The organism is Arthrobacter sp. Y3221114 (assembly GCF_059092625.1).
Map to the genome: position 1 here is coordinate 271,061 of NZ_JBNHHW010000003.1, position 23,336 is coordinate 294,396.

Genomic DNA, 23,336 nt, shown 5'->3' on the forward strand with positions numbered 1-23,336 from the left:
CCGCCGTTTGCAAGCGGCGGATCCCTTCCCGTTGATGTGCGGCTGGTGGGGGTGCGGCTACGTGCCGGGGCGGTCGTCGTCGCGGAAGGAGCCGGCATTCCCCTCGCCGGCCCTTGGGCCGGCGCCCGGCTGGGTCTCGCTGCCCTGCGGGCTGCCGCCGGGCTCGGTCTCGGCGGCCGGCACGCCGCCGGGCTCGGTCTCGCCGGCCTGCCGCGGCTGGGCGGGCTCGGGAGTCACGCGGATTCCGTACTGCGGGCGGCCGTCGGGCAGATCGGGAAAGCGTCCGCGCACGGGCTGGCCGGTCACGCCGGGCTGGGCCGCGTCGGGCTGGGCCGGGCCGGGTTGGGGCTGCTGCGCCGGGGCGTTGCCGCCCTGGCGGTACGGGTCCTCGCCCCACTGGGCCGGGCGCTCCGGGGCCTGCGGCTGTTGGCCGGCAGGAGGCTGCTGCCCGTAGCCGGCAGGAGGCTGCTGCCCGAGGGGTGCCTGGCCGTGGGTTGCCGGCGGGCCGGGGCGCGCGGTGCCGGCCATCGGCAGCTGCGCGGCCAGTCGCCGGGCTTCGTGGGCCACCTCGGTGGACACCACCACGTCGTAACTGGTCGCGATGACCTGGTTGGTGGAGGTGAAGTCCCGCTTGCCGCGCTGCAGCGCGTAGGAAATGATGCCGAACAGCATCCAGAAGGCCGCGCCCATGGCCATCGACGAGATCAGCAGCACAAAGGTTTCGCCGCCGCCGAAGAGCATCAGCAGCAAGCCGACGAACAAACCGAACCACGCGCCGGTGGCCGCGCCGGAGAGGGCGACCCGCGGATAGCTGAGCTTGCCGGTGACCCGCTCGACGGTCTTCAGGTCGTTGCCGACGATGGTCACGTGCTGGACGGGGAATTCCTCGTCCGCGAGATAGTCCACCACCTTCTGGGCATCCAGATACGAGCGGTAGTTACCGATCAGCTCGCCCTGTGGAAGGGTACGGCTGGGGTCCCGGGAATCTGTACGGCCAAGCATCGACATACCCCCATTGTCGCTGATATACGCGGCCAGTGGTCCGGGTATCGCTTCAGGTGAACGCGGGAACCCGCGTGCACCCTCCGCCTCCGCCCGGGGCGGCGCCTCCGCGCTGGTCCGCCTGGCCCGCCAAATCCCGGATTTCGGGGCCCAGCACGTAGCCTAAAGGGGTGATCACAAAAACCAACCGCGTCTTCGTCGCCCGGCTGCTCGGCCTGGACGTCTTCGACCCGCTCGGAGACCGCCTGGGCCGGCTGCGCGACGCCGTCGTCCTCGACTACGGCCCGGCCAAGCCGCCCCTGGTGGTCGGCCTCGTGGTCGAGGTCCCCGGTAAAAAGCGGGTGTTCGTCCCGATGACCCGGATTACCTCGATCAACGCCGGGCAGGTCATCTGCACCGGGCTGGTGAACCTGCGCCGGTTCGAACAGCGCGGCGCCGAAACCCTGGTGGTCGCCGAGATGTTCGACCGCCGCGTCACGCTCGCCGACGGCAGCGGCGATGCCACCATCCTGGATATCGGCATGGAACAGTCCCGCGACGGCGACTGGTATGTCTCCCAGCTCTTCGTCCGGCGCGGCCATTCGACCTCGCCGCTGCGCAGCCTGCGCCGCAACGAGACCCTGATCGTGGACTGGCACGAGGCCTACCAGGGAGCCCGCCACGAACCGCAGGCCGCCACTACCTTCGTGGCCAGCCATGAGGACCTCAAGCCCGCCGACTTCGCCGAGGCGCTGCACGAAATGACGCAGAAGCGCCGGCTGGAAGTCGCGAGCGAGCTGCAGGACGACCGTCTGGCGGATGTGCTCCAGGAGCTGCCGGACGACGACCAGGTGCAGATCCTGACGTCGCTGGATGTCGAACGCGCCGCCGTCGTGCTGGAGGAAATGGATCCGGACGATGCCGCGGACCTGCTGGCCGAGCTGCCCGAGGAGCAGAAGGAAGAGCTGCTGCAGCTGATGGAACCGGAAGAAGCCAAGGACGTCCGGCGGCTGCTGGAGTACGAGGAGAACACCGCCGGTTCCATGATGACGCCGGTGCCGGTGATCCTGCCCCCGGAAGCCACGGTGGCCGAGGCCCTGGCGCATGTGCGCCGTGAAGAGCTCACGCCGGCGCTGGCGTCGGCCATTTTCGTTTGCCGGCCGCCGCTGGAGACTCCCACCGGGAGATACTTGGGCGTGGTCCATATCCAGCAGCTGCTGCGCTATCCGCCGCCGGAGGCGCTGGGCAACATCGTCGATTCCGACCTGGAACCGGTGCTGGACCAGGCCGACGTCAGCGAGGTGGCCCGCACCCTGGCAACGTACAACCTGAATGCCCTGGCAGTGGTCAACAGCGCCGGCCGGCTGGTCGGCGCCGTGACGGTTGACGACGTGTTGGACCATCTGCTGCCCGACGACTGGCGGGCGCAGGACGACTCCCCCGTAAGCGGAGGTGGACGCTTTGGCTGAGAAGGCAGATCGGAAAATCAAGGTCGCGGGGCTGGACACCCCGCGCGAGACCCGCACGCGCCTGCTGGTCCGGTTGAGGCCCAACCCGGATTATTTCGGCAAGGCCACGGAGTCCTTCGCCCGTTTCATGGGCACCCCGCAGTTCCTGATGTGGATGTCGGTTTTCTGCCTGCTCTGGCTGGCCTGGAACACGTTCGGACCCGAACACCTGCGCTTCGACAGTGCCGCGCTGGGTTTCACCGCGTTGACCCTCATGCTCTCGCTGCAGGCCTCCTACGCCGCTCCCCTGCTGCTGTTGGCGCAGAACCGCCAGGACGACCGGGACAAGGTTTCGCTGCAGCAGGACCGCCAGCGCGCGGAACGCAACCTGGCGGACACCGAGTACCTGACCCGCGAACTGGCCGCGCTGCGGATCGCCATCCGCGAGGTGGCCACGCGTGACTTCGTCCGCAGCGAGCTGCGCTCGGTGCTGGAAGAACTGCTGGACGACGAGTCCGCGGACGAACGCCGCCGCGGCCGGCGCCGGCCCGCCGATGCCACCACCTCGCTGCCCAAGCTGCCGCCGCCCGGAAGCGGCGGCCAGGAGAACTGATGCATGACTGATCCACACCTGTCGCAACACCCGGATCCGGCCGCCGTGAGGCACGCGCTGGGAACCGTGATCGACCCGGAGCTTCGCCGTCCCCTCGCGGACCTGGGCATGCTCAAGGACGTCCGGATTGACGACGCCGGACGGGTCACCGTCGGCGTGTTGCTCACCATTTCGGGCTGCCCGCTGCGCGGCACCATCACCGCCGACGTCGAGCACGCCCTGGCTGCCGTCCCGGGCGTGTCCGGGGTGGCGGTGGAGCTGGACGTGATGACGCCGCAGCAGCGCGACGACCTCAAGGAGCAGCTGCGCGGTGCCGGACGCGGCAATCCGTTCGCCGATCCGGCCTCGCTCACCCGCATCTATGCCGTGGCGAGCGGCAAGGGCGGGGTGGGCAAGTCCAGCGTGACGGTCAACCTCGCGTGCGCCATGGCTGCGCAGGGGCTGCGGGTGGGCATCATCGACGCCGATGTCTACGGTTTCTCGGTTCCCGGGCTGCTGGGCATCACCCAGGCTCCCACCCGGGTGGACGAGATGATCCTGCCGCCGGTGGCCCACGGGGTGAAGGTCATCTCGATCGGCATGTTCGTGTCGGGCAACCAGCCGGTGGCCTGGCGCGGGCCCATGCTGCACCGGGCCCTGGAGCAGTTCCTCACCGACGTCTACTTCGGCGACCTGGATGCGCTGTTCCTGGATCTGCCTCCGGGCACCGGGGACGTGGCAATCTCCGTCGCGCAGCTGCTCCCGTCCTCGCAGATCCTGGTGGTGACCACCCCGCAGGGCGCCGCGGCCGAGGTGGCGGAACGCGCCGGCGCCATCGCCGCGCAGACCGGGCAGCGGGTGGCGGGAGTCATCGAGAACATGTCCTGGCTGGCGCTGCCGGACGGCTCCAAGATGGAAGTCTTCGGCTCAGGCGGCGGAACTGCCGTCGCCGAGCGGCTCTCCGCCGTGCTGGAGACGCCGATACCGCTGCTGGGAAGCATCCCGCTGGAACCCCGGCTGCGCGCCGGCGGCGACGCCGGCCGTCCGATCGTCCTGGACGGGGCAGACGGCTCCGGGGCCGGGGGCGCCGCGGCCGAACTGCGGCGGATGGCGGCGGAATTGGCAGCGCGCCCGCGCGGCCTGGCCGGACGCACGCTGGGCGTCACTCCCCGCTAGCGCGTGCAGCGGACGCCGCCCTTGGCGCCACCGTGCGACGGCGGATGCCGCGCTTGGCCGGTCAGGTCGCCTCGGTGTCGAACGGCGCCGCCTCGCCCGGGGCGAGCCGTGCCGCGGGCCTGGTCGCCGAACGCGCCGGCGCCCTCGAACCGGTTGGCACGCCCGTGCCGGCTGCGGTTGCGGCTGCCGCCGCGACCGCCGGCGCCGCCGGGGCCGGACGCGGCGCCTCGTCGTCGTCCAGTAATGCTTCTTTGATGATCCGGCGCGGGTCGTATTGCCGCGGATCAAGCTTGCGCCAGTCCATGTCGACGATGTCGTCGCCGACTTCCTCGCGCAGCTGTTCCTTGGCACCGGCGGCCATGGTTTTCAGCTGTTTGACGAACCTGCCCAGCTGCGCGGCGTATTCGGGCAACCGCTCAGGTCCGAGGATCACCAAGGCAAGGATTGCCAGGATGATCAGTTCTGAGCCGTTGATTCCAAACACGATTGAAGGTTACCCGTTCGCCGGGCCGGTCAGCCACTTGGCGGGCTGACCATCATCCCCAGTCCGCGGATGATGCGGCTGAGCGGGTCGTCGGCCGGAGCCGGCGCCGGGAGCTTCAGGCGGGAGTTCTCCGACAGCACCACGTGGCTGACCGTCTCCGGCATCTCGGCCAGCGGAAGGTCGGACCATAACGTGTACGTCACCTCGTCGGAGTGGAGCACCACGGTCCAGTCCTCACCGCCGCGGACCCATACCGCCCGGTTCAGCCCGGCGACTTCCCGGAACCCGTCCATCGTCACGGGATGGCCCGTGGTGGCATTCACCGGCGGCGCGGAATCCGTCACGCGGGCGGTTCCGTCCGCGCTCCCGTCCCCGCGCCGCTGCTCGGTGACGACCACCCGGTGGCTGCCGTCGCTCAGCTCGAGCCGGACGGCAGGCTGCCCGTCGACGATCGTCTGTTCCGCGCTCTGCATGCGGTAGCCAAGCCCGGGCAGCAGCGGGCAGGTCCAGCCACTGCGCCGGAGCTCCTCGAGTGCCGCGCTGTCCATGGCGATCGGATGGGCGGCACCTGCATCCGCGGCCACCGGCACCCAGGCCGTGCCGGTGGCGGGGCCCCGGCCGGTGTCCGCCTCCGGGGTCTCGCCGCCCAGGACGAAAGCCGCGGACAACGTCAGCACGGCGCAGCCGCCCACGACGCCGGCGGCGACGGCCAGCACCCGCCCGACCGGCCTGCGCGAGGGCACCGCGTCCGTCCCGGGGCCGGCTGCCGGCGGGAGCGCGCCGGCGGCGGCACCGGACACCGTGGCAGCGCCGGGTGCGGCAGCGGGCCGGTTTTCCGGGGCCGGGAAGGGTACGGCGGCAGGCGGGGGCCCGTCGGGCTCGGCAGCCCCGGGTCGGCTGCAGCGCAACAACCGCGCGGTCAGGTTGTCATCAGGGGGCGGCACGTCCAACGCGCGGAGGCGATCCTGGATCTGGCGGAACTCGTCAACACTCTTGCGGCACCGCCGGCAGCGTTGAAGATGGCGTTCGAGCGCGGGGCGGCGGTCATCGGAGAGTTCGCCGTCCAGATACTCCGCCAGCTCTTTTTCCGGGTGGAGCATGGCAGCGATCAGTGGGCTCCGGCGATTCGGGGCAGTTTCAGGCGCGTGCGTTTGCCGGCGGGATCCCGGTGCGCCAGCTTCTCCCGGAGCATGGTCCGGCCGCGGTGGATGCGGGAGCGGACGGTGCCCAGCTTGACGCCAAGGGCCGCGGAGACCTCGTCGTAGGACAACCCCTCGAGGTCGCAGAGCACCACTGCGGCGCGGAAGTCCGGCGGCAGCTCGTCCAAGGCGGCCTGGACGTCAATGTCAAGGTTGTTGTATTCGAAGCTGCGCTCGGGGCCGGGATCCTTGCCGGGCAACCTGGCTTCGGCTTCCTCGCTCAGTCCATCGAACCGAATGCGGCTCTTGCGCCGGGCCTGGTCCAGGAACAGGTTGGTGGTGATCCGGTGAAGCCAGCCGTCCAGCGTGCCGGGCTTGAAGTTATCCAGCGACCGGAAGACGCGGACAAAGACTTCCTGGGTGAGGTCTTCGGCGTCATACCGGTTGCCCGTGAGCCTGAAGGCCAGGCGGTAGACCTTGGCTGAGTGGTTGCGCACCACTTCTTCCCACGTCGGAGCAACCCATTGATCGTTGCCGGCCGCGGCGTCCGACGCGGCGTCCTGAAGCTTCGTCATCTTTGTGCCCCTTCGTCGGCCCGCCCGCCTGCCGCCCACCTCCTGGGCGTCCGGGAATGCGGCTGGCGTGCTGCCGGTCTGGCTATCGGCGTCCCGGGTACCCATCTTGGCCCAAAAAACTGGGAGAATTCTGTAAACGGGCTGCACAAATACCGCTAGGTCCACCGGGGATGTCCTTCCGGCCGGCGGCACCTGCCCCGGCGCCGCGGCACACGCCCCGATCCCGTCAACTGTGGCAGTAGGCTTGGCACTGCGGCCCTGCGCCGTTTCCCCCGAACAGCTGAAGAGAAAGTGATGATTCATGAGTGCCGACAAGCAGACGAGTTGGTCCTACACGGAGGGGCTCCCCGCCGAGGATGACGTCTTGCTTCGGGCTCGTGAGCGTTCCCATGAACTCGGCGTTGCGGCCGTCGGCACCGGGGTCGGCGCGGCTTTGACCGTCCTCGCCGCGGGCACCAAGGCGCAGACCGTGGTGGAGATCGGTTCCGGCGCCGGCGTGTCCGGGGTCTGCCTCCTGCGCGGGCTCCCCCCGGCCGCGGTGCTGACCACCATCGACGCCGACGTCGACCATCTGCGCGCGGCCCGCCAGGCGTTCGTCGACGCCGGCATTCCGGGCAACCGGACGCGCACCATCTCCGGCCGGGCGGCCGACGTGCTGCCCCGGCTGACCGACAATGCCTACGACCTCGTCTTCGTAGACGCGGACAAGCCGTCGTATCCGCTTTACGTGGAGCAAGCGGTCCGCCTGCTCAAGCGCGGCGGCATGCTGATTGTCAACGACGCCCTGGACCATGACCGGGTCTCGGATCCGGCCATCCGCGAAGAATCCACCACCACGCTGCGCAAGGTCGGCCGGGCCATCCGGGAAAACGACCAGTTGCTGTCCACCATCCTGCCGACCGGCGAGGGACTGCTGCTGGCTGTCAAACGCTGACCGTCCTGCTGTGCCGTGCCCGCGGGCAGCCCTGCCGTCCGACCGCCTGCCCTAGCCGCGGTAGGAGCGCAGGAAGGACAGCAGCAGCCGGGCACCGTATCCGGTGGCACCCTTCGTGACCTCGGCCCGGTCGGAGTCCGCGCGGGCCGTCCCGGCGATGTCCAGGTGGATCCACGGGAGGGTGCCGACGAATTCGCGCAGGAACAGCGCTGCGGTGATCGATCCCCCGCCGACCTTCGACCGTTGTGACGCTATGTGCGAGATGTCCGCAATGCCGGATTCCAACGCGAACCCGTACTCGGCCGCCACCTCGTCCAGCGGCATGTGCCAGACCCGCTCCCCGCTTGCCTCGCCCGCGGCTTCGAAAGCGCGCAGCAAGGACGGCCGGTTGCCGTACAGCGCCGCGTGCTGCCTGCCCAGCCCCATGGACGCCGCGCCGGTGAGGGTGGCGATATCCACCAAGACGTCGGGCCGCAGCCGGGCGGCGGCGTAGGAGAGGCCGTCCGCCAGCACCATGCGCCCTTCCGCGTCCGTGTTGCCGATCTCCACCGTGGTGCCGTCGTGGACGGTCACCACGTCGCCGGGCCGGTAGGCGGCGGCGCCGATGGCGTTTTCTGCCAAGGCGAGCAGCCCGGTGACACGGTGCGGCACGCGCAGCTCCGCTGCGGCGGCGAGCACCGCCAGCACGACGCCGGCGCCTGCCATGTCGGTCTTCATCGGCAGCATCGGTTCGCGCGGCTTAAGCGACAGCCCGCCGGTGTCGAAGGTGATGCCCTTGCCGACGATGACGATGTGTCTGGTGTCCTCGCCGGCCTGTGCGGGCGTGTAGTCCAGCTGCACCAGCCTGGGCGGAGTCGGCGACGCCGATCCCACGGCCAGCAGACCGCCAAACCCTTCGGCGGCCAGCTGATGCTCGTCCCACGTGCGGATGCCCAGGCCGCTGGCCGCGGCGAGGCGACCGGCCTGACCGGCCATCCACTCCGGACTCTTCACGTTGGAGGGCATGTTCGCCAGGTCCCGCGCCAACCACGTGGCCCGGGCGCCGACAGCTGCCGTTGCGGCAGTCCCTGCCGAGATTCCGGTGAGTTCCAGCACCGCGGCCATCGGCTTGGGCCCATCGGACGCGCCCGCGCGCGGCGGCCGGTAGCCGCCCAGCAGGAATCCCTCGATGAAGGCCTGCTGCAACTCGTCCGGCAGGCCGTCGACGGCGGTGCTGCGCACCCGGTCGGTGCCCATCGTCGCCTTGGCCAGGGCGGCTCCGGCTTTGCGCAGATCCGCCGCGCTGCCATTGCCCAGCCCAATCAAGACCAGGCGCGCCGGCAGTTGCGCGGAGCGTGGCGGCGCCGGTGCCGCCAGCACTTCGCCTGCCTTGCCGGAGATTCCGTGGACCTCCGCCAGGGCCACCACGTCGGCGCCAAAGTCTGCCGCCGCTTCGCCGGCTCCTTGGCGCGGCTGCGGCGTCGCCTGCTCAGCGGTGGCCTCGCCTGCAGCGATGGGTACCGCCAGCACGGTGACGTCCTCGGCACCTTGGGCCGGCGACTGTCCGCGACCGAGGGCTGGCAGGGCCAGGACGCGCGCCATTCGCGGTTCAATCAGGGCCTGTTCCAGATGACGGGCGGTTTGTTCCTCTGCGGTGGAGGGAACGCGGCTCACAGCAAACGGTTCCTAGCTTGCCACGTCGCTGGTGACGCCGAGCAGGCAGTCCTTGAGGTTGCCCGCTTCTTCGGCGTTCAGTTCCAGCACCAGACGCCCGCCGCCGTCGATGGGCACCCGCAGGATGAGGCTCCGCCCCTCCTTGGTCACTTCCATCGGTCCGTCACCGGTACGCGGTTTCATCGCAGCCATCTGGGAATTCCCTTCCGCCATGGGGCAGTCCGATCCGTGATCGCCCTGCCCGCCAACCTCACATCGGCGGCCTTGGTTCCCCGGCCGCCATGTCCAACCACTACCCATTATCGCGTACATCACAACCGGGTGCTAATTTCCGCGACACGCGGTCCATCGGCAACCCGCTGGCGCTAGGGCGGATAGTCCCCGCCACCGGGCAGCTCGGCCCATGACCAGAGCCAGGTGACCCAGACAATCTGCCCCGCCAGGAACATCACTGCCAGGCACACACGGTAGGCCCGGCTGCGCGATACGAAGGCCGCCGCCAAGGCCAGTGGAAAGAGCGGCAGCAACAACCGGAAGGTGCTGGTCTGCGGATGGAGGAAGGCCAGCAGATAGCCCAGGTAACAGGCGCACCACAGCCTCAGGTCTGCCCCTATGTTCCGGGTCGGCGCGCAGCAGAGGAACCAGGCCGCCGCGGCTACCAGCAGCAGCGGGGCGATCATCCCGCCCAGCAGCCCGAACAGGTTCACGCCCATGTCGAACCAGGGCCTGAACAGGACCAGGTCTTCGCCCCGCCAGGCGGTTTCCGTTTCGGTGTACGCGGTCATCTCGCCCGTGACGGACCAGGCCAGCACCGGCCAGGCGAGGGCCGCGGCACAGCTGACCAGCGCCAGCGCGGCTGCGCGGAGGAGTTCCGGGGTCGGGAGCGGATCGGTGCGGCGCTGTTTGATCCGCCACAGCAGGTGCAGGCCGGCGAGCGCCGCGAAGGGCACGCCAACGGGCCGGGAGAGGCACATCAGCACGACCACGGGGATCGCCAGCACGTACTTCCGCTGCAGCAGCAGCAGCAGTGCCCCCGCCAGCAGCGCCAGGTTCAGCGATTCGGCGTACGGAACCTGGAGGATCGGCGAGACCGGAAAGACCGCCACGAAGACCACGGCCCACAGCGCGGTGCCGTGGGGAGCATAGCGCCGGAAAATCTTGTAGATGAGCAGCACGGCGGCAAAGCCTGCGAGGGTGGCGACCAACGGTGCCAGCAACTGCCACCCCAGCCCGGTGGCCGTCGCCAGGACGCGGACGATGCCGGGGAAAAGCGCGTAGAACGCCCACTGGTTCTCGTCGACCCGCCCGTCCTGGCCGCGGGGAATGTCGGTGGGATAGCCCTCCAGGTAGACCTGCCGGTACCAGGCGCTGTCCCAGATCCCGATGAAGGACAGATAGTCAGGATTCGCGCGCGTCCACGGATTCGGGCCCTGCTGACGGGCCACCGCGAGGAAGACCAGCAGCGAATACAGCCGGGAAAGGGCGTAGAGCACGGACACCTGGACCCACCACGGCCAGCCGGAGATCCGCCGGCGCCAAAAGGAGAGCTCCGCGTGCACGGCCTCCCGAAGCACCCGTGTCCGCGGAAGGCGGTCCTGCACCCCGGTCATCCTTCCCGCGCCGGGTGGGCACCGCCGTCGTGCTGTGGCTGTTCCTGGCTCAGTTGCCGGATCAGGCGCTCCTTGGCTCCCAGCTCTGCCCGCAGGACGTCAAGCACTTCATCCACCTGGTCCATCCGGTAGCCCCGCAGGGCGGTGGAAAACCGGACGCTGTCCAGGTCTTCGGCGCGGGGGTGTTCGGGCAGCAGAACCGCCGGCAGCCGTGCCTCGTGCTCGCTCAGGCCCTGCAGCGCGGCCACGTGCCCTCGCTCCCACGCGGTGCCGGTGCCGCCGCCGGCCGCACTGTCAGCCGCTGACTTCTTCCGGCCCCACCGCCCGGATGCGGCAACAGCGGCCGCACCTGCAACGGCGATGGCAAGGAAGACGAGGAAAGCGCTCACAGCACCATCGTGCCAGAGAGGACGCCCCGCCGGGTCAAAATCCGGAGCGGGGAGACAGCCCGGAGATGATCTGCTCGACTGCTTCTTCCGCCGTATCCACCACGCTGACCAGGTCGAGATCGGTCTCCGCGATCATTGATTCCGCCAGGAGCGTGTTGCGGATCCAGTCGATCAACGGCGACCAGAAGGCCGTGCCCACCAGCACGATCGGGAAGGATGTCACCTTCTTCGTCTGGACCAGCACCATTGCTTCGAACAGCTCGTCGAGCGTGCCCAGCCCGCCGGGGAGCACGATGAACCCCTGGGCATACTTGACGAACATGGTCTTGCGGGCGAAGAAATACCGGAAATTGATGCCCAGGTCCACCCAGTTGTTGAGCCCCTGCTCGAACGGCAGTTCGATGCCCAGTCCGACCGAAACGCCGCCGGCCTCGCTGGCCCCCTTGTTGGCCGCCTCCATCGAACCTGGCCCGCCGCCGGTGATGACCGCGAAATTGTGCCGGACCAGCAGCTGCCCGATCTCTTCGGCGATCGCATAGTGCTTGCTGCCTTGCCGGGTGCGGGCCGAACCGAAGACGCTGATCGCCGGGCCGAGGTCGGCCAGGGTGCCGAACCCTTCGACGAATTCGCTCTGGATCCGCAGCACGCGCCAGGGATCGGTGTGCGTAAACTCCGCCCGGTCCTTGGTGTCCAGCAGGTACTGGTCAGCTTGCGGGATGTCCGCCTGGCGACGGCGCAGCTCCACAGGTCCCTTGAAGCGGGTTTTCGGTGCGCCCGGAAGTTGCGACGGGAGCGGAATGTCTTGCTGGTTTGTCATTTCCCAAGGCTACAGATTCGCCGGCCATCCGTGGCGGTTTCCCCTGATTCCTTGGCAATTCGGCATTCAAGCGGTGCGGGGCGCAGGTTGCTCTTAAATCACGATTCCGGCGGTTCGGTCGCGAATGCATTGCTTGAAGGGAATCTTTCGCTAGATTCGTTCCATGACCAGTGACGCATCGCACAGTAAAACGCCGCCTGCTGCTCCGGCGGCGGCAACCCGAGCCACGTCCGCCGTGCCGGCGGGCCAGCCGCTGGTGTCCTTGAAGAACGTCAACAAGCACTTCGGATCGCTCCATGTGCTGAAGGACATCAACCTGGAGGTCACCAAGGGCGAAGTGGTGGTCGTGATCGGGCCGTCGGGTTCCGGCAAGTCCACCCTCTGCCGGGCGATCAACCGCCTGGAGACTATCGACGACGGCGAGATCCTGATCGACGGCGAGAAGATGCCGGCCGAGGGCAAGGCCCTGGCCAAGCTGCGGGCCGACGTCGGCATGGTGTTCCAGTCCTTCAACCTTTTTGCCCACAAATCGATCCTGGAGAACGTCACCCTGGGACCGATCAAGGTCAAGGGGATGAAGCAGTCCGAGGCCAGGGAGCTGGCCATGAGCCTGCTCGAGCGCGTCGGCGTGGCCAACCAGTCGCAAAAGCTGCCGGCCCAGCTCTCCGGCGGCCAGCAGCAGCGCGTGGCGATTGCCCGGGCACTGGCGATGAAGCCGAAGGTGATGCTCTTCGACGAGCCCACCTCGGCACTGGATCCGGAAATGATCAACGAAGTGCTCGACACCATGGTGCAGTTGGCCAGCGAAGGCATGACCATGATCGTGGTCACGCACGAGATGGGCTTTGCCCGCAAGGCCGCGGACCGGGTGCTCTTCATGGCCGACGGCCAGATCGTGGAGCAGGCCACCCCGGAAGAATTCTTCACCAACCCGAAGAGCACCCGCGCCAAGGACTTCCTGGGCAAGATCCTCGAACACTGACCCCCACACCTGGCCCTTCACTGACGGAGGGCCGACAACGCAAGGAGAAAATATGCGAAAGACCCGTTATGGAATGGCTGCCATGGCAGCCGGAGCCGCGCTCGTGCTGTCCGCCTGCGGCGGCGGTGGCGGCACCGGCGGCGAAGGCGGCGGCGGCGGCGAGACTGCCGGCGGCGGCACCGGCGGCGGCGAAGGCATCCGCGTCGGCATCAAGTACGACCAGCCGGGCCTGGGCTTTTCCTCCGGCGGCCAGTTCACCGGCTTCGACGTGGATGTAGCCAAGTACGTGGCCAACGAGCTGGGCTACTCGGAGGACCAGATCGAATTCGTCGAGTCGCCCTCGGCCAACCGCGAAAACATGCTCGCCAACAACCAGGTGGACATGATCTTTGCGACGTACTCCATCACCGATGAGCGCAAGCAGACCGTCGACTTCGCCGGACCGTACTTCGTGGCCGGGCAGGACCTGCTGGTCCGGACCGATGACACCGAAATCACAGGCCCGGATGCACTCAACGGCAAGAACCTCTGCTCGGTGACCGGCTCCACCTCCGCCCAGCGCATCAAGGACGAGCACGCTGCCGAAGTGAACCTGGTCGAGCGGCCCAGCTACGCCGAGTGCGTGACCGCCATGCAGGGCGGCCAGATCGACGCGGTGACCACCGACGACATCATCCTGGCCGGACTCGCGGCGCAGCCGAACAACGCCGGCAAGTACAAGGTGGTCGGCAACCCGTTCTCGGAGGAGAACTACGGCGTCGGCCTGCCGAAGGGCTCGGAGCTGTGCGCGGACATCAACGCAGCCATCAACAAGATGGTCGAGGAAGGTGCCTGGGAAGAAGCCCTCAAGAAGAACACCGAGGGTGTGGACTACTCCTACAACAAGGACCTGAACCCGCCGAAGCCGGGCGAAGCCTGCGCCTAGCAACATCCGTTGTGGGGCGGGGCTCTCCCGCCCCACAACATGATCTGCCTCTTCCCACCGAAAGGGGATGGACAGTTTGTCCGAGTATTTCCAGAGCTACCTGACGGCGCTGGAGACCTACGACGTCGTCGGAGCCTTGTGGGTCAATATCCAGCTCGCTTTTTGGGCCGCCCTGGGCTCGTTGGTGCTGGGTACCGTCCTGGCCCTGATGCGTATCTCACCGGTACCCAGCTTCCGCTGGGCCGGCGCGGCGTACGTCAACGTCTTCCGCAACACGCCGCTGACCATCATCATGGTGTTCTGCATCCTGGTGGCGGTCTTCCAGCTCCAGATGAATCTCTCCGGCGATTTCGACTTCAACTTCTTCCTCTGGGCCATCGTCGGGCTGTCCGTTTACCACGCGGCCTTCGTCTGCGAATCCATTCGCAGCGGCGTCAACACGGTGCCCCTGGGACAGGCCGAGGCCGCCCGCGCCATCGGGCTGAGCTTTCTGCCGGCGGCGCGGATGGTCATCCTGCCCCAGGCATTCCGCGGCGCCGTGGCGCCACTGGGCAACACCATGATTGCCCTGACCAAGAACACCACGGTGGCAACGGCGGCGTCGGTCGCCGAATCCGCCGGGCTGATGAAAACCATGATCGAGTTCCGGCCGGATGTCATCATGGCCATTTTCGCGACCTTCGCCATCGGCTTCGTGATCATCGTGCTGCCGATCGGCCTGGTGACCACTTGGCTCTCCAAGAAACTGGCGGTGTCTCGATGAACATCAAGCAGAACGTCCTCTTTGACGCGCCCGGCCCGAAGGCCCGTGCGCGGATCATGGTCACCAACATCATCGGCATCCTGCTCTTCCTCGGCGCGGCGATCTTCGTCATCGTCGGATTGAACGACAAAGGCCAGCTGTCATCCGAGCTGTGGACGCCCTTCCTGACCGGCGAGGTCTGGCAGTTCACCATTCTGCCGGGCCTGATCAACACCTTTAAGGCCGCCGCCGTCTCGATCCTCACGTCCGTGGTCTTCGGGTTGCTTTTTGGCGTGGGCAGGCTCGCCTCGAACGGCCCCCTGCGGTGGCTCTGCGGAGTGATCGTCGAACTCCTGCGGGCGGTCCCGGTGCTGCTGATGATGATTTTCTTCTGGCTCCTGTTTGGGCAGCTGAGAATCGGCACCCCCGCCGACATCCCGTTTTACGCGGTCGTGACGGCTCTGACGCTGTACAACGGCTCGGTGATCGCGGAACTGGTCCGCTCCGGCGTGTTCGGCCTGCCCAAGGGCCAGCGTGAAGCCGGGATGGCGATCGGCATGACCCGTGCCCAGTCGTTGCGCAGCATCGAACTGCCGCAGGCCCTGGTGGCCATGCTGCCGGCCCTGGTCAGCCAATTCGTGGTGATCTTGAAGGACTCCGCCCTCGGTTACATCATCACGTACTCGGAGTTGCTGCGGTCGATGCAGATTTACGGCTCCGCCGGTCCGATCCTGCAGTCGCTGACGATTGCGGCCGTCCTCTTCATCGTCGTCAACTTCGCCTTGTCCTGGGTAGCCAACTGGCTCTCCAAGTTCCTGAGCAGCAGAACCGCGGGCGAGACCGCGCCGCTGACCACGCAGCCGATGGCCGTCAAGGTGTGACCGGCTGCCGCTGACCGCCGACAGGGAAGGGGAGGATGCCTGCGCGTCCTCCCCTTCCCTGTTGCCCGGCGGCGGCGCGCCGGCTGCCGCTGACGGTCAGGCCGTCAGCCAGCGGCGCAGCGCCGCCCGGCACTCGCGGACGGCCTCCGCGGGCACGTGTTCGTTGTCGGTGTGGGCCAGCAGCGCGTCGCCGGGGCCGAAGTTGACGGCCGGAATCCCGAGCTCGCTGAACCGCGCCACGTCGGTCCAGCCGTACTTGGGCTTCGGCTCCGCCCCCACGGCGGCAACGAATTCGGCGGCGGCGGGATGGTTCAGGCCGGGCCGCGCACCGGCCGCGGCATCCGTGCACACCACCGTGAAGCCCTCCAGCAGGTTCCGCACGTACTGCTCGGCGTCTCCGGGTGTCTTGTCCGGAGCGAACCGGTAATTGATTTCCACCGTGGTGCTGTCCGGAATGATGTTGCCGGCGGTGCCGCCCTTGATCTTCACCGCGTTCAGGCTTTCGCGGTAGTCCAGTCCATCCACCGTGACAGTGGCCGGTTCATGGTCCCGGAGCCGGACCAGGATTTCCGCCGCGGCGTGGATCGCGTTGACGCCCCGCCACGCGCGGGCCGAATGCGCCGCCTGGCCGACCGTGCTCGCCTCGAACCGGGCCGTGCCGTTGCAGCCGCCTTCCACGGTTCCGTCGGTCGGTTCCAGCAGGATGGCGAAGTCGCCCTCCAGCAGCTGCGGGTGGTTGCGCACCAGCCGGCCCAGTCCGCTCAGCGACGCGTCCACTTCCTCATGGTCGTAGAAAACGTAGGTGACGTCGCGGCCCGGCGCCGTCAACTCGGCGGCCAGCGCCAGCTGCACCGCTACCCCGCCCTTCATGTCGGTGGCGCCGCGACCATACAGCACGTCCCCGTCCCACGCCGACGGCACGGTACCGCGGGAGCCGGGCACGGACGGCAACTGTACGGTATCCAGGTGGCCGGCCAGGATAACCCGCTCCGGCCGCCCCAGCTGCGTGCGGGCCACTATGGCGTCGCCGTCACGCATCACCTTCAGGTGCGGCAGGGCACGCAAGGCGGCTTCTACGGCGTCGGCGAGGGCGGTTTCGTTGCCGGACACGCTGTTGATGTCGATCAGCGCCGCGGTCAGGTCGGCGACGTCGGCGGTCAAGTCCAGGGCGATGGTGGAAGTCACTCCCCCAGCTTAGCCAGACGTCCGCCTGCGGCCCTTCCCGGCATCACCGGGCCCCGGCGCGCTCGGTAGACTTGCATCCATGACCGCGAGCACCACCGCACAAACCGCGCCCCGCACCGCCCACGGCACCGGCCTGGCCACCGTCACCGACGACGGCACCGTCCTCGACGTCTGGTATCCCGCGCCGGCCCTGGGCCCCGCTCGCGCCGCCCGGGACGCGGCGGATGGCCTCGAGGCCGACGCCGCCGGCGGCGCCGACCCGGACCGTGGCACCCGTCTGGAGGTCCTCACGCGCAGCATCGACCTGGACGCTGCGCCCGCCGACACCGCCGACGCCTACCTCCGCCTGCACCTGCTCTCCCACCGCCTCGTTACACCCAATTCGCTGAACATGGACGGCATTTTCGGGCAGCTGCCCAACGTGGTCTGGACCAACTTCGGCCCGTGCGCCGTGGACGGTTTCGAATCGGTCCGCCGCCGCCTGCGCCGCCGCGGCCAGGTGACCGTCTTCGGTGTGGACAAGTTCCCGCGCATGGTCGATTACGTGGTCCCCTCCGGCGTGCGGATTTCCGATGCCGACCGCGTCCGCCTCGGCGCGCATCTGGCGGCCGGCACCACGGTGATGCACGAAGGCTTCGTCAACTTCAATGCCGGCACGCTGGGCACTTCCATGGTCGAGGGCCGCATTTCCGCGGGCGTCATCGTGGCGGACGGTTCGGACGTCGGCGGCGGCGCCTCGATCATGGGCACGCTCTCCGGCGGAGGGAAGGAACGGATCAGCATCGGCGAGCGCGTGCTGCTGGGCGCCAACTCGGGCGTCGGCATCAGCATCGGCGACGACTGCGTGGTCGAGGCCGGCCTGTACGTCACCGCCGGAACCCGGGTGAGCCTGATCGACGTTGCCACCGGGGACCAGCGCCAGGTCAAGGCCGTGGAGCTCTCCGGCATGCCCAATCTCCTGTTCCGCCGCAACTCCACCAGCGGCGCGGTGGAGGTCCTGCCGCGCAAGGGCCAGAGCGTCGAGCTCAACGCGGTCCTGCACGCCAACTAGCAGTTCCGGACCGCCATGTCCCGGCAAGCCCGTGCACGCAGGACACGCAGCCTGCTCAGCCTGATCGTCCTGTTGGCCCTGGTCGGTGGTGCCGCCTACTTCGCCGCCACCTTCATTGACCGTTCCCAAACCCTGGTCCGGGAGCGGTGCACCGCCGTCGTCGGTTCAGACACTTTCGAACTGGCACCGGACCAGGCCGCGAACGCCGCGCTCATCTCCGGGGTTGCCATCGGGCGCGGGCTGCCCGCACGCGCCGCGTCGATTGCCCTTGCGACGGCCATCCAGGAGTCGAAGCTGCGCAATATCGACTACGGCGATACGGCCGGTCCCGACTCCCGGGGCCTGTTCCAGCAGCGGCCGTCCCAGGGCTGGGGCACCGAGGAACAGGTGCAGGACCCGGTGTATGCGGCAAACAAGTTTTACGAGGTGCTCGAGCAGGTCCCGGGCTACGAGTCCATGCCGGTGACCGACGCGGCCCAGACCGTCCAGCGCAGCGCCTATCCGCTGGCGTACGCGGACCATGAGGCCGAAGCCAAGGCCTTCGCTTCGGCACTGACCGGCCACTCGCCTGCCGCGCTGAACTGTGTGCTCAAGGATGCCGAGGCAGCCGGCGACCCCGCGGTCGTCCTGGCGCAACTGGAGGCCATGCATCCGGGCCTGGACATGGCCGTCGCCGGCCGCGAGGTCCGGGTGGCCGCAGCCGATGAGCGGGGCTGGGCCGTGGCGCAGTGGGCGGTGGCTTCTGCCAAGGAGCTCGGCCTTGAGTCGGTTGCCCATGCGGGCCTGCGCTGGCAGCGTGACGACGGCGGCTGGGTCGGCGCCGATACCGACACCGGCTACGTCGTGATCACCGTGGCGCACGGGTCGGCCACGTGAGCCACCCGCGCGGCTAGACGATGAGTTCGACGATCGGCTGCAGGTAACTGCGGAAGGCACCTTCGTCGTCCATCAGTGTCTGGCACAACAGCACCCGGTCCGGCTCCACAAACCAGGCACGCGGCTCGCACAGCGGCAGTTCGATGAGCTTCAGCTCGAAGGCCCGCGCGGCACGTCCGAGTTCCATTTCCCGGTCCTGGACCAGTTCGCGGATCAACCCGGTAGTGCCCTTGGCCTCACGTTCCTGCGCCAATTTCCCGTACTCGGCCATCCGGGCCCGGGCCCAACTCATCCCGGCGCCGAAGTGGGCCTGCAGCAGCCGCTGCAGCGCGGGGCTGCCGGCGAAGGCGGGAAAGGACGGCGGGGCCAGCTTCGCGGCGTTGCCCGGGCGGTCACGGACCAGGTCCTCCCACCACTTCTCCCACTCGTCCCGCAGCGCCGCCGGGCCGCCGACATGCGCGGTCAGCTGGGAGGGATCGGCGGTGCGGACCGTCGGCAACACCGGCGAGACCCCCGGCCAGCCGGCTCCGGCCAGGCCGGCGACGTCGCGAAGGTAGAGTGCCAGCAGCATATGTCCCGAGGTGTCTGCGGTGATCCGCCACCCCGGCCCACCCGTCTCGTGCATCCTGTCCGCGTCCTTTCGCTCGGACCGACGACGCAGCTCGTCTGCAGTGGCCCCCGCTGCGGGTGCCGCCCGTCGGGTTCCCCCGCTGCCCGTATTTCAACTCTAGACCTTGCTGTCCAGCCCTGTACTGAACCCGCTGCGGACCGTACCGGGGAGACGGGGGTGAGCTACTAAGCTGGTTGGCATGAGAATTCTGGTCACCGGAGGAACCGGCTTCATCGGCTCGCACACCACGCTCGCCCTGCTGGAGGCGGGGCACGACGTGGTGGTGCTCGACAACCTGGCCAATTCCAGCGAAGAGTCGCTGCGCCGGGTCCAGGAGCTGGCCGGCCGGCAGGCACGGTTCCACCAGGCCGACCTGCTGGACGAGGCCGCGCTGAACCGGGTGCTGGAGGCCGAATCCGTGGACGCCGTGATCCACTTTGCCGGCTTGAAGGCCGTCGGCGAGTCCGTCGAAAAACCTTTGCACTACTACCACAACAACGTGGGCGGCACGCTGAACCTGCTCCGCGCGATGGACGCCCACAACGTCCGCACGATCGTTTTCAGTTCCTCTGCCACCGTGTACGGCGCCACCGAGGAAGTGCCGCTGACCGAGAAGCTTCCGCTGGACGCGATCAATCCCTACGGCCGGACCAAGGAGCAGATCGAGGACATCCTGTCCGATCTGGGCGATTCCGACCCGCGCTGGCACGTGGCCCTGTTGCGCTACTTCAACCCCGTCGGCGCGCATGAAAGCGGGCGGATCGGCGAAGATCCGACGGGCGTGCCGAACAATCTGCTGCCGTTCGTGGCGCAGGTGGCCGTGGGCCGCCGGGACAAGGTCCGCGTCTTCGGCAGCGACTACCCGACGCCGGACGGAACCGGCGTGCGCGACTACATCCACGTGATGGACCTGGCCGCCGGACACCTGGCGGCTCTGGACTTCATTGCCGGCCGGCCCGGCGTCCGCCGCTGGAACCTGGGCACCGGCAAGGGCTCGTCCGTGCTGGAGGTGCTCGCCGCGTTTGGCAAGGCCGCGGGCTTCGACATCCCCTACGAGCTGACCGACCGGCGCCCGGGCGACGCCGCCATCAGCTATGCCGACCCTTCGGCCGCGTTGGCCGAGCTCGGCTGGTCCGCCGTCAAGAACCTCGAGCAGATGTGCGAAGACCACTGGCGCTGGCAGAAGAACAACCCGAACGGCTACGCCGGCTGAGGTGATTTTCCCCCGGGTGATGGGCAGGGCGTCATCTCCGCCTGAAGCAAAACGAACGGCCCCCGGATTGCTCCGGGGGCCGTTGGCGTTAAGGCGTGCTCCGCCGTCGTGCTAGCGGGCCGGGTACTCGCGCTCCTGCGCACCCGTGTACAGCTGCCGGGGGCGGCCGATCTTGGTCTGCGGATCCTTGATCATTTCCCGCCACTGGGCGATCCAGCCGGGCAGGCGGCCGATGGCGAACAGCACGGTGAACATCTTCTCCGGGAAGCCCATGGCCTTGTAGATCAGGCCGGTGTAGAAGTCCACGTTCGGGTACAGCTTGCGCTCGATGAAGTAGTCGTCCGCCAGCGCCTTCTCTTCCAGGCGCATGGCGATGTCCAGCAGCTCGTCGTTGCCGCCGAGCTTGCTCAGGATCTCGTGCGCGGTGGCCTTGACCAGGCGGGCGCGCGGATCGTAGTTCTTGTAGACGCGGTGCCCGAAGCCCATCAGGCGCACGCCTTCTTCCTTGTTCTTGACCTTTTCCATGAACTGCTCCGGGGCCTGGCCGCTGGCCTGGATCTGGCGGAGCATGTTCAGCACGGCCTCGTTGGCGCCGCCGTGGAGCGGACCGAACAGGGCGTTGATGCCGGCGGAGACGGACGCGAACATGTTGGCGTTGGAGCTGCCCACCAGGCGCACGGTGGACGTGGAGCAGTTCTGCTCGTGGTCTGCGTGCAGGATCAGCAGCAGGTCCAGCGCCTTCACCACGGTCGGGTCGAGCTCGTAGGGCTCGGCCGGCAGGCCGAAGCTCAGGCGCAGGAAGTTCTCCACCAGGTTCATGGAGTTGTCCGGGTAGAGCAGGGCCTGACCGATGGACTTCTTGTGGGCGTAGGCGGCGATCACGGGGAGCTTGGCCATCAGGCGGATGGTGGAGAGTTCCACCTGCTCGTCGTCGAACGGATCCAGCGAGTCCTGGTAGAAGGTCGACAGGGCGCTGACCGCGGAGGAGAGCACCGGCATCGGGTGTGCGTCGCGCGGGAATCCGCCGAAGAAGCCCTTGAGCTCTTCATGCAGCAGGGTGTGGCGGCGGATTTTCTGGTCGAAGGCTTCCAGCTCGGTGGGGGTGGGCAGTTCGCCGTAAATCAGCAGGTAGGACACTTCGAGGAAGTTCGAGTGCTCGGCCAACTGCTCGATCGGATAGCCGCGGTAGCGGAGCACACCGGCGTCGCCGTCGATGTAGGTGATCGCGGAGGTGGTCGCCGCAGTGTTCATGAACCCCGGGTCGAAGGTGACCGCGCCGGTCTGCTTCAGCAGTTTGGATACGTCGTAGCCGTCGTTGCCTTCGGCGGCCTTGAGCCGTGGGAGTTCGAGTTCGCCGCCGTCGAAGTGCAGCTTGGCACCGGTCTGCTCAGTCATTGAGTCCCCTTCAGGAGGTTTGGAAGCTTACGGCACGCCGGCGCTTGTGGCACTGAGCATGCACGTACTCGGGTAAAACGCTACCCGTAGAGTCACGGATATATCTAATCCGGGACATATATTTTTGTTCATATCCACAGTCAGGCGCCGTCGGCCCCGGATCAGGAAAGCCGTTCGACGGCGGCGTCGATCCGTTCGTCGCTGCCGGTCAGCGCCACCCGGACGTAGCCGCTGCCGGCCTCGCCGTAGAACACGCCGGGACCGATGACAATGCCCAGCCCGGCAAGACGGCCCACGGTGGTCCATGTATCTTCCCCCGCGGTCCCCCACAGGTACAGGCCGGCCTCGGAATGGCGGATCTGCACGCCGAAATTCTCCAGCGCCGGCAACAGCCGCTCGCGCCGGCTCCGGTACAGGTCCTTCTGCACCTGGACGTGCGCGTCGTCGCGCAGGGCGGCGCGCATCGCGGCCTGGACCGGGAACGGCACGATCATGCCCGCATGCTTGCGGCTGTTGATGATGTTCGGCATCAGCGCCGGGTCTCCGGCCAGGAAGGCGGCACGGTACCCGGCGAGGTTGGACTGCTTGCTGAGCGAGTAGGCGCACAGCAGGCCCTCGTGCGTGCCCTGCGCGACGTACGGATCGAGCACGCTCGGCACGGCCTGCCCGCCGCGGGCGGTGTCCCAGGCGCCCCAGCCAAGCTCCGCGTAGCATTCGTCGGAGGCGACGACGGCGCCCAGGCTGCGGGCGTCCTCCACCAGGGTGCGCAGTTCCGCCCGGTCGCGCACCAGGCCGGTGGGGTTGCCCGGCGAGTTGACCCACACCAGTTTTACCCGGCTCCTGGTCTGCGCATCCAGGTCCGCCAGGTTGTCGGCCGCCACGGGGGTCGCGCCGGCCAGGATGGCGCCGATGTCGTACGTCGGATACGCCACGACGGGGCGCACCACGACGTCGCCGGCCCCGAGTCCCAGCAAGGTGGGCAGCCAGGCGACCAGTTCCTTCGAACCGACGGTGGGCATGACCGCTTCCGGATCCATCCCGGGAACGTTTCGACGGCGCCCGAACCACTCCACGATCGCTTCCCGCAGTTCGGCGGTGCCGTGCGTCGTCGGGTAGCCCGGGGCGTCGGCGGCCGCGGCCAGGGCCTCCCGGACGACGGCCGGAGTGGGGTCAACCGGCGTGCCGATGGACAGGTTCACCGCGCCGCCCGGGTGTTCGGCCGCTTTTTGCGCGTAGGGCGCCATGGCGTCCCACGGGTAATCCGGCAACTGCAGGCCGAAAGAAGCCATCGAGGTCAGTCTTGGTTCTGCGGCGGCAGCGCGGCGATCAGCGGGTGGTCCTTGTGGGTGTTGCCCAGCTTGGCGGCACCGCCCGGGGAACCCAGATCGTCGAAGAACTCCACGTTGGCCTTGTAGTAGTCGGCCCACTCCTCGGGAGTGTCATCTTCGTAGTAGATGGCTTCGACCGGGCAGACCGGTTCGCACGCGCCGCAATCGACACATTCATCCGGGTGGATGTACAGGGACCGTTCTCCTTCGTAGATACAGTCCACCGGGCATTCTTCGATACATGCCTTGTCTTTTACATCCACGCACGGCTGTGCGATTACGTACGTCACGTCCGTCAGCACCTTTCTGAACAGTTCCCTCTAGCGTATCGGTTGGGACCATTATCTCCC

Annotated in this window: 25 protein-coding genes; 11 read left to right on the forward strand and 14 right to left on the reverse strand. The window is 68.2% G+C overall.

Features of this window, described 5'->3' with window-relative positions; genetic code table 11:
• Positions 1 to 57: 57 nt before the first annotated feature.
• Positions 58 to 1,008, reverse strand: coding sequence for a YflT domain-containing protein (locus AC5RV3_RS08215; RefSeq protein WP_494121695.1), 951 nt, complete (start codon positions 1,006 to 1,008; stop codon positions 58 to 60).
• Between the two features lie 167 nt (positions 1,009 to 1,175).
• Between AC5RV3_RS08215 and AC5RV3_RS08220 the strand changes: the two genes are divergently transcribed.
• Genes AC5RV3_RS08220 through AC5RV3_RS08230 form a run of 3 tightly spaced genes read left to right on the forward strand, consistent with a single transcriptional unit; the run spans position 1,176 to position 4,197 of the window.
• Positions 1,176 to 2,450 (forward strand): magnesium transporter MgtE N-terminal domain-containing protein, encoded by a 1,275-nt coding sequence (locus tag AC5RV3_RS08220; RefSeq protein ID WP_494121931.1) that lies wholly within the window; start codon positions 1,176 to 1,178, stop codon positions 2,448 to 2,450.
• Complete coding sequence (locus AC5RV3_RS08225; RefSeq protein ID WP_494113855.1) at positions 2,443 to 3,042, forward strand: DUF1003 domain-containing protein; 600 nt, start codon at positions 2,443 to 2,445, stop codon at positions 3,040 to 3,042. Before AC5RV3_RS08220 ends, AC5RV3_RS08225 begins: the two co-directional genes overlap by 8 nt.
• A 3-nt stretch (positions 3,043 to 3,045) precedes the next feature.
• Positions 3,046 to 4,197, forward strand: a complete 1,152-nt coding sequence (locus tag AC5RV3_RS08230; protein WP_494121696.1) for an Mrp/NBP35 family ATP-binding protein — start codon at positions 3,046 to 3,048, stop codon at positions 4,195 to 4,197.
• A 61-nt stretch (positions 4,198 to 4,258) separates the two neighbouring features.
• Here the strand turns inward: AC5RV3_RS08230 and AC5RV3_RS08235 are convergent, their stop codons facing one another.
• Genes AC5RV3_RS08235 through sigE form a run of 3 tightly spaced genes read right to left on the reverse strand, consistent with a single transcriptional unit; the run spans position 4,259 to position 6,395 of the window.
• Complete coding sequence (locus tag AC5RV3_RS08235; protein WP_494121697.1) at positions 4,259 to 4,681, reverse strand: twin-arginine translocase TatA/TatE family subunit; 423 nt, start codon at positions 4,679 to 4,681, stop codon at positions 4,259 to 4,261.
• 29 nt (positions 4,682 to 4,710) lie between these two features.
• Positions 4,711 to 5,781 (reverse strand): anti-sigma factor family protein, encoded by a 1,071-nt coding sequence (locus AC5RV3_RS08240; protein ID WP_494121698.1) that lies wholly within the window; start codon positions 5,779 to 5,781, stop codon positions 4,711 to 4,713.
• An 8-nt stretch (positions 5,782 to 5,789) separates the two neighbouring features.
• Positions 5,790 to 6,395 carry an RNA polymerase sigma factor SigE gene (gene sigE, locus AC5RV3_RS08245; protein WP_494121699.1) on the reverse strand — a complete coding sequence of 202 codons (606 nt, stop codon included), beginning with the start codon at positions 6,393 to 6,395 and terminating at the stop codon, positions 5,790 to 5,792.
• 301 nt (positions 6,396 to 6,696) lie between these two features.
• Here sigE and AC5RV3_RS08250 point away from each other — a divergent pair, with 301 nt between their 5' ends.
• Positions 6,697 to 7,329, forward strand: coding sequence for an O-methyltransferase (locus tag AC5RV3_RS08250; protein ID WP_494121700.1), 633 nt, complete (start codon positions 6,697 to 6,699; stop codon positions 7,327 to 7,329).
• Between the two features lie 51 nt (positions 7,330 to 7,380).
• Here AC5RV3_RS08250 and AC5RV3_RS08255 read toward each other — a convergent pair whose 3' ends face one another.
• From AC5RV3_RS08255 to AC5RV3_RS08275, 5 genes are all read right to left on the reverse strand, one after another.
• The gene (locus tag AC5RV3_RS08255) at positions 7,381 to 8,982 is read right to left on the reverse strand and encodes a leucyl aminopeptidase family protein (RefSeq protein WP_494121701.1); all 1,602 of its coding nucleotides are present in this window, start codon (positions 8,980 to 8,982) and stop codon (positions 7,381 to 7,383) included.
• A 12-nt stretch (positions 8,983 to 8,994) separates the two neighbouring features.
• On the reverse strand, positions 8,995 to 9,174 hold the full coding sequence (locus tag AC5RV3_RS08260; RefSeq protein ID WP_127511285.1) for a DUF3117 domain-containing protein: 180 nt from the start codon (positions 9,172 to 9,174) through the stop codon (positions 8,995 to 8,997).
• A gap of 173 nt (positions 9,175 to 9,347) precedes the next feature.
• Positions 9,348 to 10,592 carry a hypothetical protein gene (locus AC5RV3_RS08265; RefSeq protein WP_494121702.1) on the reverse strand — a complete coding sequence of 415 codons (1,245 nt, stop codon included), beginning with the start codon at positions 10,590 to 10,592 and terminating at the stop codon, positions 9,348 to 9,350.
• Positions 10,589 to 10,981 (reverse strand): DivIVA domain-containing protein, encoded by a 393-nt coding sequence (locus tag AC5RV3_RS08270; protein WP_494121703.1) that lies wholly within the window; start codon positions 10,979 to 10,981, stop codon positions 10,589 to 10,591. The genes AC5RV3_RS08265 and AC5RV3_RS08270 overlap by 4 nt, the downstream gene beginning before the upstream one ends.
• Before the next feature lie 34 nt (positions 10,982 to 11,015).
• Complete coding sequence (locus AC5RV3_RS08275) at positions 11,016 to 11,798, reverse strand: LOG family protein (RefSeq protein ID WP_494112999.1); 783 nt, start codon at positions 11,796 to 11,798, stop codon at positions 11,016 to 11,018.
• A gap of 163 nt (positions 11,799 to 11,961) precedes the next feature.
• Between AC5RV3_RS08275 and AC5RV3_RS08280 the strand changes: the two genes are divergently transcribed.
• From AC5RV3_RS08280 to AC5RV3_RS08295, 4 genes are all read left to right on the forward strand, one after another.
• Positions 11,962 to 12,780 carry an amino acid ABC transporter ATP-binding protein gene (locus AC5RV3_RS08280; protein ID WP_494121704.1) on the forward strand — a complete coding sequence of 273 codons (819 nt, stop codon included), beginning with the start codon at positions 11,962 to 11,964 and terminating at the stop codon, positions 12,778 to 12,780.
• A 52-nt stretch (positions 12,781 to 12,832) separates the two neighbouring features.
• A complete protein-coding gene (locus AC5RV3_RS08285; protein WP_494121705.1) occupies positions 12,833 to 13,705 on the forward strand; it encodes a glutamate ABC transporter substrate-binding protein in 873 nt (290 codons plus the stop codon).
• Positions 13,706 to 13,772: 67 nt separating this feature from the next.
• On the forward strand, positions 13,773 to 14,468 hold the full coding sequence (locus AC5RV3_RS08290) for an amino acid ABC transporter permease (RefSeq protein WP_494121706.1): 696 nt from the start codon (positions 13,773 to 13,775) through the stop codon (positions 14,466 to 14,468).
• Positions 14,465 to 15,328, forward strand: a complete 864-nt coding sequence (locus AC5RV3_RS08295) for an amino acid ABC transporter permease (RefSeq protein ID WP_494049653.1) — start codon at positions 14,465 to 14,467, stop codon at positions 15,326 to 15,328. Before AC5RV3_RS08290 ends, AC5RV3_RS08295 begins: the two co-directional genes overlap by 4 nt.
• 96 nt (positions 15,329 to 15,424) lie before the next feature.
• Here the strand turns inward: AC5RV3_RS08295 and dapE are convergent, their stop codons facing one another.
• A complete protein-coding gene (gene dapE, locus AC5RV3_RS08300) occupies positions 15,425 to 16,513 on the reverse strand; it encodes a succinyl-diaminopimelate desuccinylase (RefSeq protein WP_494121707.1) in 1,089 nt (362 codons plus the stop codon).
• Positions 16,514 to 16,592: 79 nt separating this feature from the next.
• Here dapE and dapD point away from each other — a divergent pair, with 79 nt between their 5' ends.
• Together dapD and AC5RV3_RS08310 are read left to right on the forward strand one after the other, a co-directional pair.
• Positions 16,593 to 17,564, forward strand: coding sequence for a 2,3,4,5-tetrahydropyridine-2,6-dicarboxylate N-succinyltransferase (dapD, locus tag AC5RV3_RS08305; RefSeq protein ID WP_494121708.1), 972 nt, complete (start codon positions 16,593 to 16,595; stop codon positions 17,562 to 17,564).
• Positions 17,565 to 17,579: 15 nt separating this feature from the next.
• Positions 17,580 to 18,440, forward strand: coding sequence for a hypothetical protein (locus tag AC5RV3_RS08310; RefSeq protein ID WP_494121709.1), 861 nt, complete (start codon positions 17,580 to 17,582; stop codon positions 18,438 to 18,440).
• A 13-nt stretch (positions 18,441 to 18,453) separates the two neighbouring features.
• Here AC5RV3_RS08310 and AC5RV3_RS08315 read toward each other — a convergent pair whose 3' ends face one another.
• A complete protein-coding gene (locus AC5RV3_RS08315; protein WP_494121710.1) occupies positions 18,454 to 19,065 on the reverse strand; it encodes a hypothetical protein in 612 nt (203 codons plus the stop codon).
• Positions 19,066 to 19,249: 184 nt separating this feature from the next.
• Here AC5RV3_RS08315 and galE point away from each other — a divergent pair, with 184 nt between their 5' ends.
• Complete coding sequence (gene galE, locus AC5RV3_RS08320; protein WP_494121711.1) at positions 19,250 to 20,263, forward strand: UDP-glucose 4-epimerase GalE; 1,014 nt, start codon at positions 19,250 to 19,252, stop codon at positions 20,261 to 20,263.
• 111 nt (positions 20,264 to 20,374) lie between these two features.
• Here the strand turns inward: galE and AC5RV3_RS08325 are convergent, their stop codons facing one another.
• The 3 genes from AC5RV3_RS08325 to fdxA form a co-directional block, all read right to left on the reverse strand.
• Complete coding sequence (locus tag AC5RV3_RS08325; protein WP_494121712.1) at positions 20,375 to 21,658, reverse strand: citrate synthase; 1,284 nt, start codon at positions 21,656 to 21,658, stop codon at positions 20,375 to 20,377.
• A gap of 161 nt (positions 21,659 to 21,819) precedes the next feature.
• Positions 21,820 to 22,947 carry a succinyldiaminopimelate transaminase gene (gene dapC, locus AC5RV3_RS08330; RefSeq protein ID WP_494121713.1) on the reverse strand — a complete coding sequence of 376 codons (1,128 nt, stop codon included), beginning with the start codon at positions 22,945 to 22,947 and terminating at the stop codon, positions 21,820 to 21,822.
• A gap of 5 nt (positions 22,948 to 22,952) precedes the next feature.
• Positions 22,953 to 23,276, reverse strand: coding sequence for a ferredoxin (fdxA, locus tag AC5RV3_RS08335; RefSeq protein WP_127511272.1), 324 nt, complete (start codon positions 23,274 to 23,276; stop codon positions 22,953 to 22,955).
• Positions 23,277 to 23,336 lie beyond the last annotated feature (60 nt).

Bases quoted from the DNA above. Each gene is read 5' to 3' on its own strand.
- AC5RV3_RS08280 (WP_494121704.1), top strand. From the start codon at position 11,962: ATGACCAGTGACGCATCGCACAGTAAAACGCCGCCTGCTGCTCCGGCG.
- AC5RV3_RS08295 (WP_494049653.1), top strand. From the start codon at position 14,465: ATGAACATCAAGCAGAACGTCCTCTTTGACGCGCCCGGCCCGAAGGCC.
- dapC (WP_494121713.1), bottom strand. From the start codon at position 22,947: ATGGCTTCTTTCGGCCTGCAGTTGCCGGATTACCCGTGGGACGCCATG.
- galE (WP_494121711.1), top strand. From the start codon at position 19,250: ATGAGAATTCTGGTCACCGGAGGAACCGGCTTCATCGGCTCGCACACC.
- AC5RV3_RS08310 (WP_494121709.1), top strand. From the start codon at position 17,580: ATGTCCCGGCAAGCCCGTGCACGCAGGACACGCAGCCTGCTCAGCCTG.
- AC5RV3_RS08250 (WP_494121700.1), top strand. From the start codon at position 6,697: ATGAGTGCCGACAAGCAGACGAGTTGGTCCTACACGGAGGGGCTCCCC.
- AC5RV3_RS08260 (WP_127511285.1), bottom strand. From the start codon at position 9,174: ATGGCTGCGATGAAACCGCGTACCGGTGACGGACCGATGGAAGTGACC.
- AC5RV3_RS08325 (WP_494121712.1), bottom strand. From the start codon at position 21,658: ATGACTGAGCAGACCGGTGCCAAGCTGCACTTCGACGGCGGCGAACTC.
- dapD (WP_494121708.1), top strand. From the start codon at position 16,593: ATGACCGCGAGCACCACCGCACAAACCGCGCCCCGCACCGCCCACGGC.
- sigE (WP_494121699.1), bottom strand. From the start codon at position 6,395: ATGACGAAGCTTCAGGACGCCGCGTCGGACGCCGCGGCCGGCAACGAT.
- AC5RV3_RS08285 (WP_494121705.1), top strand. From the start codon at position 12,833: ATGCGAAAGACCCGTTATGGAATGGCTGCCATGGCAGCCGGAGCCGCG.
- AC5RV3_RS08230 (WP_494121696.1), top strand. From the start codon at position 3,046: ATGACTGATCCACACCTGTCGCAACACCCGGATCCGGCCGCCGTGAGG.
- AC5RV3_RS08240 (WP_494121698.1), bottom strand. From the start codon at position 5,781: ATGCTCCACCCGGAAAAAGAGCTGGCGGAGTATCTGGACGGCGAACTC.
- AC5RV3_RS08215 (WP_494121695.1), bottom strand. From the start codon at position 1,008: ATGTCGATGCTTGGCCGTACAGATTCCCGGGACCCCAGCCGTACCCTT.
- AC5RV3_RS08290 (WP_494121706.1), top strand. From the start codon at position 13,773: ATGGACAGTTTGTCCGAGTATTTCCAGAGCTACCTGACGGCGCTGGAG.
- AC5RV3_RS08275 (WP_494112999.1), bottom strand. From the start codon at position 11,798: ATGACAAACCAGCAAGACATTCCGCTCCCGTCGCAACTTCCGGGCGCA.
- AC5RV3_RS08265 (WP_494121702.1), bottom strand. From the start codon at position 10,592: ATGACCGGGGTGCAGGACCGCCTTCCGCGGACACGGGTGCTTCGGGAG.
- AC5RV3_RS08315 (WP_494121710.1), bottom strand. From the start codon at position 19,065: ATGCACGAGACGGGTGGGCCGGGGTGGCGGATCACCGCAGACACCTCG.